At 64.8% G+C, this 6087-nt stretch carries 3 protein-coding genes; 2 read left to right on the forward strand and 1 reads right to left on the reverse strand.

The annotated features are described in order from the left end of the window. Positions 1-11: 11 nt before the first annotated feature. Positions 12-1958, reverse strand: coding sequence for a maltotransferase domain-containing protein (locus AC0L30_RS30445; protein ID WP_473405891.1), 1947 nt, complete (start codon positions 1956-1958; stop codon positions 12-14). Positions 1959-2162: 204 nt separating this feature from the next. Between AC0L30_RS30445 and malQ the strand changes: the two genes are divergently transcribed. Further along, positions 2163-4124: a 4-alpha-glucanotransferase gene (gene malQ / locus AC0L30_RS30450; RefSeq protein WP_473405892.1), complete on the forward strand. Its 1962-nt coding sequence runs from the start codon at positions 2163-2165 to the stop codon at positions 4122-4124. 43 nt (positions 4125-4167) lie between these two features. Continuing rightward, on the forward strand, positions 4168-5967 hold the full coding sequence (locus tag AC0L30_RS30455; protein ID WP_007595720.1) for a glycoside hydrolase family 15 protein: 1800 nt from the start codon (positions 4168-4170) through the stop codon (positions 5965-5967). Positions 5968-6087 lie beyond the last annotated feature (120 nt).

Raw genomic sequence — 6087 nt, forward strand, 5'->3', positions numbered from 1 at the left:
GGCGTGCGCCCTTACGCCAGGCAGCGGAACAGTAGCGCCGGATCGCGCTCGGGATCGATACGCAACCTGATCCCGCCCCATTCGATGCGGGCCTGTTCGCCGGTGAGGAGGTTTTCGAGTGCCGACACATGGTGTCGCTGCCCGCCGGCGTCAACCGTGACGTCCCCGAGCGGCAACCAGAATTCGCGCACGTGGCGCGACAGTGCAACCACGGCGACGACGACGTTGGCCGGGCCGGTCGCCTCCTTCACGAAGGCGATCGTCTCGCCGTCTTCGATGCCGAGGAAGCCCAGGTTCGCGGTTTGGTGAAGCGCAGCATTCTCGTTGCGGATGCGATTGAGCTCCGTGATGTAGGCCTTGATGTTGCCGGGCTTGTTCCAGTCGCGCTGCCTGACCTGGTATTTCTCAGAATCGAGATATTCCTCGCGGCCGGGGATCGCGTCATGCTCCAGCAACTCGAACCCGCTGTAGACGCCGTAATTGCCGGACAGCGTCGCCGCCAGCGCGAGGCGCGATTTGAACGCCCAGGTCTCGCCGCCCTGGAGATGATAGGGCAAGAGATCGGGCGTATTCACGAACAGGTTCGGCCGATAGAAATCACGTTCGGGATAGCGCGTCAGCTCGCCGAGATATTGCTCCAGCTCCCACTTCGCCGTGCGCCAGGGGAAATAGCTGAACGATTGTGCAAAGCCGAGCTTGGCAAGCCCCTTCATCAGCTTCGGGCGCGCAAACGTCTTGGAGAACAGGATCACCTCGGGATGCCGGCGGCGGATGTCACGGATCAGCCACTCCCACAAGGCGAGCGGCGCGGTGTCATGATTGTCGATGGCGAAGATGGTGACGCCGTGGTCGATCCAGAACAGCATGGCGTCGCGAAACGCGTTCCACAGTCCAGCCCGGTCGACGGACGTGAAATCGGGGATGACGATATCGGAATAGGGTCCGTCAGCCGTCCGCACCGAGCGGTCCGGGCGCCATTTGAACCATTCCGGATGCTGCGTCAGCCACGGGTGGTCCGGCGAGCATTGCACGGCGAAGTCGAGCGCGAGTTCGAGGCCGTATTCCAGGCATGTCGCGACCAGCGCGCGAAAATCCTCGATTGTGCCGAGTTCGGGGTGCAGCGCATCGTGCCCACCCTCGATGGCGCCGATCGCATAAGGCGAGCCGGGATCGCCTTCGGCCGCCACCGGCGTGTTGTTGCGGCCCTTGCGCCGGGTGCGGCCAATGGGATGGATCGGCGTGAAGTAGAGCACGTCAAAGCCCATCGCGGCGATGTCGGGCACGCGCGCGATGCAGTCGCGGAGCGTGCCATGCTGTCCCGGCACCACGCTCTGGCTGCGCGGCATCATCTGATACCAGGCGCCGAAGCGTGCCTTGTCGCGGTCGACGAACAGTGGGAATAGCGCCGAGCGCGTGAGATCAGGCCGCGACTGGCTCTCGGCCATGGCTGCGCCGAGCTCGGTTGCCAGCAGCGGGGCAACGTCGCCGGTCTGAAGATAGTCCTCGCATTGCCTGACGATGACGGCGGCGGCGTCCTGCTGCGCGCCATGCGCCTTGGTCAGGAGGCCCGCGCCCTCGATCGCATCGAGAGTGACATCGGCGCCGGAGCGCTGCTTGCGCGCGACCGCGTGCGACCACGTCGCGAACTCGTCGGTCCAGGCTTCGATCGCATAGACATATTTGCCGGGCTCGACGGGTGTGAACGCGCCGGACCAGCGGTCATTGCCGTGAGGGATCATCGGCTCGCTCTGCCATTCGCGGTCCTGCCCCTGTCGCCAGATCAGCGCTGCGCCGATCACGGCGTCGCCGTCCCGGTAGATGTCGGCCCAGACCTCGACCGGTTCGCGCGCGATCCGCTTCACGGGGAAGCGCCCGCCGTCGATCAGGGGATAGACGTCCTCGATGAGGAAAGTGCTGCCCGCTGCGGCACTCTCGACAGTTTGAATTGTCTTGTTCACGGTGATGCCATTGACAAGAAAGCAGGAGCCCGTTTCCCTTGCCGGGAACCTACGCTTGATACCACTATAGAAAGCCGCTTGTGTGTCATTGGTTCCCTGGGGAACGGCAGGCGCGGCTTGCGAGTTGACCCTGACTAACCTCTTCCGCGACCTCGTTAAAATCGATGCCCCCGGCCAAAAAATGGCCTGCAAGCTGCGTGCCGAATGGATCTTTTAGCTCAAGCCCGGATCAAGGGCGTTCAATCCGAATTCGTCGATGCCCTCGGAAAGCTGCGGGTCACCGATCCCGTGGCCCTCAAATCCATCCTCGACGCCCTGCCGGAGAAGCGGGTTTACCGCTTCGTCAGCGGGCCCGTCGTGGTACGCGCCTTGGGACATCCGCGCACCGAATTGGTGACGATCGGTGCGCCGCCGCTCAAATGGAAGATGACCGGCAACGGCAATTTGATCGCGCAAGGTGAGACGCGCGAGCCCGTGATTGCCTGGCCCGCCGGCCTGCCGCTCGGCTATCACCGCCTGACGCTGACCGATGCCGAAGGCGTGACTGAAGAGGTGCCGATGATCGTGGCGCCGGAGCGGGCCTTTGGCGGCGATTTCGACCGCGGCTGGCTGCTTGCCGTGCAGCTCTACAGCGTCCGCTCGGACCGCAATTGGGGCATCGGCGATTTCACCGACCTCGCCGGTCTCGTCCGGCTCGCCAAGCAGTTGGGGGCCGACGGCGTCGGGCTCAATCCCCTGCATGTGTTGTTCGACGACCATCCGGCCGATTGCAGTCCGTATTCGCCGAACAGCCGGCTGTTTCTCAATCCGCTCTATATCGACGTCGAGGCGATCCCGGAATTTTCCCCCGACCTCGTCCCCGACGCGGCCGCGACGGCCGCGCGGCTCCGTGACGGCGATCGTGTGCCCTATCCGGACATGGCGGCCTTGAAATGGCTGGCCTTGCGTGCCGCCTTCGACAGCTTCGTGAAAACCGCGAGCGGCGTCCGCCGCAACCAGTTCGACGCCTTCCGCGCGGCTCGCGCGCCGCTGTTGTCCCGCTTTGCCTGCTTCGAGGTGCTCCGTCATCGCTTCGCGGCGCCGTGGTGGGAATGGCCGGAGGAATGGCAAAAGCCGGACGAGACGAAATGCGCCGAGCTGCGCAATGGCCCGGACAAGCACGAGGTCGAGTTCGTCGAATTCGTGCAATGGACGGCTGATAGCCAATTGCATGCCGCCAAGGAGCTGGCCGGCCAGCTCGGCATGCGGGTTGGGCTCTATCTCGACGTTGCCGTCGGCGTGCAGTCGAACGGCTTCGATGCCTGGAACGAGCAGGGGGCGATCTCCCGTCATCTCGCCGTCGGCGCGCCGCCGGACGTGCTCAATACCATCGGCCAGGATTGGGGCCTCGCCGGCTTCAATGCCGGCGGCCTGGAGGCGCAATCCTTCGTGCCATTCGCCGATATGCTCGCGGCTTCAATGCGCCATTCCGGGGCCATCCGTCTCGATCACGTGCTGGGCCTGAAGCGACTTTATCTGGTGCCGCGCGGCTTCAAGCCCGACAACGGCGCCTATGTGCAAATGCCGTTCGAGGCGCTGCTGGCGACTGTGGCGCGCGAGAGCGCGGCCCATAAGTGCATCGTGATCGGCGAGGACCTCGGCACGGTGCCGGAAGGTTTTCGCGAGACCATGCAGGATTTCGGCATCTGGTCCTACCTCGTCATGATGTTCGAGCGCGACGATGCCGGTCATTTCCGGCCCGTCGATCACTACCGGCCCAACGCGCTGGTGACGCTGAACACGCATGATTTGTCGACCTATGCCGGCTGGCGCTCATTCAGCGATCTCAGGATGAAGCGCTCGCTCGGGCTCGATCCCGGCGAGAACGATCAGGCCCGCTGGGATGCGCTCGGCCTGCTCGACGAGATCCTGCGCGCCAACGGCATCCGTGCCAATGATGTCTATTCGGTGCTCGCCTTCCTGTCGCGCACGCCGTCGCGGCTGCTTGCGGTGTCGCTGGAGGATCTGCTCGGGGTGATCGACCAGCCCAACATTCCCGGTACGATCGACGAGCATCCGAACTGGCGCCAGCGCCTGCCTGTGACGCTCGATAAGATTGCCTCGAAAGTCGATCTCGCGGCTTTGAAGGCCGCGACACGGGAACGCTCGTTGCCCGACGGGCGTTGATCGCCGGGGCTCCAAGGGTGCCGTTTTCAAGGCTCGTACGACATTGTCTCAGAGGATTGAGGACTATGCGCTGATCGGCGACTGCGAGACCGCGGCGCTGGTCGGCCGCAACGGCTCGATCGATTGGCTGTGCTGGCCGGCCTTCGATTCCGACGCCTGCTTTGCAGCGCTCCTCGGCACGCACAAGAACGGCCGCTGGCTGATCGCGCCGAGCGAGGACGTCACCGCGACGTCGCGCCGCTATCTCGGCGACACCCTCATCCTCGAGACGCGCTTTGAGACGAAGAGCGGCACCGTTGCGCTGATCGACTTCATGCCGCCGCGCGGCAAGGCCTCCGACATCGTGCGGCTGGTCCGCGGCGTCAGCGGCACGGTGAAGATGCGGATGGAGCTCGTCATCCGCTTCGGCTTCGGCGTCGACATCCCGTGGGTGCGGCGGATCGACCATTCCCTGCTGGCGGTCGCCGGGCAGGACATGACGGTGCTGCGGACTCCCGCGAAGACCCGCGGCGAGGATCTGACCACGGTCTCCGATTTCGAGGTGAAGGCGGGCGAGACCGTGCCGTTCGTGCTGACCTACGGCCCCTCGCATCTCGAGCCACCCGCACCGATCGACCCGGAGCTCGCGCTGCAGGAGACGGAAAAGTTCTGGCAGGACTGGTGCAGCCACTGTAATCGCGATGGCGACTATCGCGACCTGATCGTGCGCTCGCTGATCACACTCAAGGCGCTGACCTTCGGTCCGACCGGCGGCATCGTCGCGGCGCCGACCACCTCCTTGCCGGAGAAGCTCGGCGGCGCCAGGAATTGGGACTACCGCTTCTGCTGGCTGCGCGATGCCACCTTCACGCTGCTGGCGCTGATGAACTCGGGTTACACCGAGGAAGCCTCGGCCTGGCACAATTGGCTGTTGCGGGCGGCTGCAGGCTCACCGTCGAACATGCAGATCATGTACGGCATCTGGGGCCAGCGGCGACTGCTGGAATGGGAAGCCGGTTGGCTCGACGGCTACGAGGGCGCCCAGCCGGTGCGCGTCGGCAACGCCGCGCATGCGCAGCTCCAGCTCGACGTCTACGGCGAACTGATCGACGCCTTCCATCAGTCGCGGATGGCCAAGCTCAAGCTCGACGACGAGAGCTGGGCGCTGGAATGCGCCGTGCTCAAGCATCTCGCCGAAGTCTGGGACCAGCCCGATCACGGCATCTGGGAGCGGCGCGGACAGCCGAAGCACTATGTCTTCTCCAAGGTGATGACCTGGGTCGCCTTCGACCGCGGCATCAAGAGCGCCGAGACCTTCGGCTTCAAGGCGCCGCTGCTGCACTGGCGCACCTTGCGCGACGCCATTCATCGCGACGTCTGCAACCGGGGCTTCGACACGGAGGAGAATGCCTTCGTGGAGTCCTACGGCTCGAAGCTGCTCGACGCCAGCGTGCTGCTGCTGCCGGCCGTCGGCTTCCTGGAAGCGTCGGATCCGCGCATTCGCGGCACCATAGTGGCGATGGAAAAGCACATGATGCCTGACGGCTTCGTGCTGCGGCACGATCCGCGCGAAGTGCCTGCGGGGCAGCCGCCGCTCGAAGGCGCCTTCCTCGCCTGCAGCCTGTGGCTGGCCGATGCCCATGTGCTGGCGGGCGATCTCGACAAGGCGCAAGCCTTGTTCGATCGCGTGGTCGGGATCGCGAATGATGTCGGGCTGCTGGCCGAGGAATATGATTCAGGCGCCAAGCGTCAGACCGGCAATTTCCCGCAGGCGCTGACGCATATCGCGCTGGTCAACACCGCGCATAATCTGTCGGCGGCAAGGCAGGGCAGCGAGAAGCCCGCGATGCAGCGGTCGAAGTAGTGACGTGGATTAGTATCGATTGTATCCGGGGCGGAGGTGCGCCCCCTCTCCCGCTTGCGAGGGCTTTGCTTAATTGGCCGAGCGGGAGTGAGGCTCGATATGGGGTATTTTTTTGTGCGG

It is taken from the genome of Bradyrhizobium sp. MI1.11 (assembly GCF_055811255.1).